Consider the following 3,080-nt stretch of genomic DNA (forward strand, 5'->3'; position numbering starts at 1 on the left):
TTAAGTGGTACGGCTATAGCTGCGACTATGGAAGGTATGCGACCGTTGATGATAGAAGTACAAGCGCTAGTAAGTACTGCGGTCTATGGAACACCTCAACGCAGTGCAACAGGCTACAATCTCAAAAGACTCAATATGATTCTGGCAGTTCTTGAAAAAAGGGCTGGATTTAAACTAGGCCAGAAAGATGTCTTTCTCAATATCACTGGAGGAATCACGGTAGATGATCCTGCTATAGATCTTGCCGTAGTCGCTGCCATTCTATCTTCTAACTTTGATATAGAATTATCTTCTCAACATTGTTTTAGTGCAGAGGTAGGTCTAGGAGGCGAGATCAGGCCAGTAAGTCGTATGGAACAACGTGTGAACGAAGTAGCAAAATTAGGTTTTGACAAAGTGTTCATCGCTCCGGGAAAACAAAACTTTAAAAATCTAGGTACTGAAGTGCAAGCCTTTTCTAAAATTGAAGATTTAGTAAGATATTTGTTCTCTTAAAAGGTGAAACGAACTCGAACTCGAACTCGAACTCGAACTCGAACTCGAACTTGAAATCGAAGTTGAATAAAACAAGCCTTGGGATAACCTGTGAGGTCTTGCCCTAAGGATAAGTTTGAAAATTAAAAAAATAATGAGAACGATAATTATACTTTTAGCGGCTGTTTTAATGACCAGTTGTGGAGAAAAAACAGCTGAAAAACCTGAAGTAAAGCAACAAATCAAATTTGCTGAAGCCGATATTTCTAGTAATGAAATCGTACACCTTACTGATTTTGAAGACAACTATTATAATCTCGATCAGATTCTTGAAGAAAATAAAGGCAAACTCGTTTACCTTGATATATGGGCAAGCTGGTGTGGACCTTGTAAAGCTATGATGCCTTTCTCTGAGAAGCTACAAGAAAAATACAAAGGAAAGGATATCACATTCCTATTTATTTCTATTGATCAAGATACCGGTAAATGGGAGCGATCTGCAAAACAATTTAACCTAATTGACAACAGTTTCCTTGCTCGCAATTATCCTAAAGCCAAGTTGTTTCAAGACAATAACGTAAGCTCTATTCCTAGGTATATGTTGTTTGATAAAAACGGTCGCCTTATTGATGATAATGCAAGAAGACCTAGTGAGAAAGATCTAGAAACAACTATTGATGCATTTCTTGCGATAGATTAAATACTCTTTAGAAAAAAGCCTTTAACTGCACATTGCCGGTATGGACTGTTCTTGCGGTTTCACTGCTGCGGCCGCTGTAACTAAGATTGAGATCTAGAAATTTGGTAATGTTTTTTTGATACAAAACATTCCAAGTAAAGTTAGTTCCTGGCTGCAATCCTTCTAGCATTTGAAAACCTACTGGAGAAAAAGCCTGGCCTTCAAAATCGTTTTTAACATATTTGATCTCACCATTTACCGCATATTTTTGAGATTTATTAAAAGCCCAAAGAATCCCTATGTTTTGCTGGCTTAAAGTTGCAATTTCATTAAGCTGATTTTCTTTGTTTTGATATTCATAAAACAATTCCAATCTATTGCTATTATCAAAAAGGTAAGAGATTTGTGGCCTTAAAAGAAGGTCTTCTATTTCAAAATTACGATTGGTAAAATTTTCACTTGTACTTGCATTTAGACCAGTTTGAGCGTTTAAGGTAACCAGCCAAGTATCTCTGATTTTATGTAAAAATCGCAACTGATGACTTTTTATTTCGTTAGAAATACTTCCTATACTTTGTAGATTTTCATTTGCAGTACTGAGATAAGTATAATTAGTTGTGAAAAATTGCTTGCCTCGATTAAAGAATAAACTGTTTCTAAAACTTGAGTTTAATCCTAATTGATTATCACTACTTGCAAATGGATTGATACTAAAGTTCTCTCCTTCTCGCTCCACCATCCTATCGATTAAATAACTCGTCTGGTTATAAAACTTAGAAAGTACTTTTTTATAACCAGTTTCTTTGGACCAAGATATTGGGTTGATTGTCAGCGTTTGAGAAAACTTATTTTGGTGCGTGGGCAGGAAAACTTGATTAGGCAGTAAGATCCTCACAAAACTCGCTTGATCCTGAAATTGTGCCACTTCAAATTCGTTAAGGTCTTGAATCCCATCATCATTATAATCGATCCATGTAAATGTTCCCTGACCTGGATTAACCGCGACATAAGTAAAATCCTGTCTAGGAATACGAGCACTATTAGTTTCATAAGTGGTATTCCATAAAATTTTACCAGCGTAAATTTTACGCTTGTATTGAATCCTAGAGTTAAAAGAAACTTCATCCTCAAACCCATCTAACTCACTTTTAAGCTTTCTATAATTGGCATAAACACGCAAATTACTCACCTTATTTTTAATGGGTTGTGACCTGATGTAGTAATTATTTGAGGAATTTACACGTACCAGATCACCATCCCGCAAGCTATCATTCACTCGATATCTATAACCCAACTCTACAAAAGTCGTGGTTGTATCACCGCGACCAGCATATACTTCATAACTAGCAAACTTTTGAGACAATCCTGTAAACTCATCGGTGGCAGTGATTTTTTGCTGGTTACTTTCGCTCTCTACTCTTGTGCCAGTGTAATACTTGTTTATTTTTCTAAGCACATCAGCATTTAATCTACTGAAATCTGATTCTTGATCAATGGATTTTGTGGTTAGTACGCTTCCGCGAAAGCGAGCCTGCCATAAACTATCTTGATAAATTCCAGCCAATACATGTCTATTACCTTTGTAGAAATCGGTGAACTTTAAATGTTCAAAATTGTACGAAGTGATAAGTGTAGAATCCTTCACATAATTAAGTCCTAAAGTGGTGAATAACTGGCTGCCTTGAGTGGTGTCAATATTCCAATCTCGATTAAATTCTATGTTATAAACACGCTCTACATTCCTGAAGTCTTCTTGAATGTAATCCATATTTACGGTCGCATTTAAGGATTGAAGTGTATCTTTTTTTAGCAACTCTTGTTGCACAGCAAGTTTTGCAGCGACGCCTTTGTTGTCATCATCGTCTTTACTAGAGAATTTATTTAAATCCTTATTACTCGCAGCAAGCTCTGTATTAATAGTAGTTGT

General features: G+C 36.1%; 2 protein-coding genes and 1 pseudogene. 2 read left to right on the plus strand and 1 reads right to left on the minus strand.

All coding sequences use genetic code 11. The features are described 5' to 3' along the window. Positions 1 to 495, plus strand: a 495-nt coding sequence (locus A9Q93_RS00325; protein ID WP_303685375.1) for a magnesium chelatase domain-containing protein, incomplete at its 5' end; no start/stop codon positions are given. Between the two features lie 133 nt (positions 496 to 628). Next, positions 629 to 1,174, plus strand: coding sequence for a TlpA disulfide reductase family protein (locus A9Q93_RS00330; protein WP_303685376.1), 546 nt, complete (start codon positions 629 to 631; stop codon positions 1,172 to 1,174). Positions 1,175 to 1,181: 7 nt separating this feature from the next. On the opposite strand, the pseudogene A9Q93_RS00335 reads toward A9Q93_RS00330, so the two are convergent. Beyond that, positions 1,182 to 3,080 (minus strand): annotated as a pseudogene (locus A9Q93_RS00335) (hypothetical protein); the annotation flags it as partial.

It is taken from the genome of Nonlabens dokdonensis, from assembly GCF_002162835.1.
Classification (GTDB): Bacteria; Bacteroidota; Bacteroidia; order Flavobacteriales; family Flavobacteriaceae; genus Nonlabens; species Nonlabens dokdonensis_B.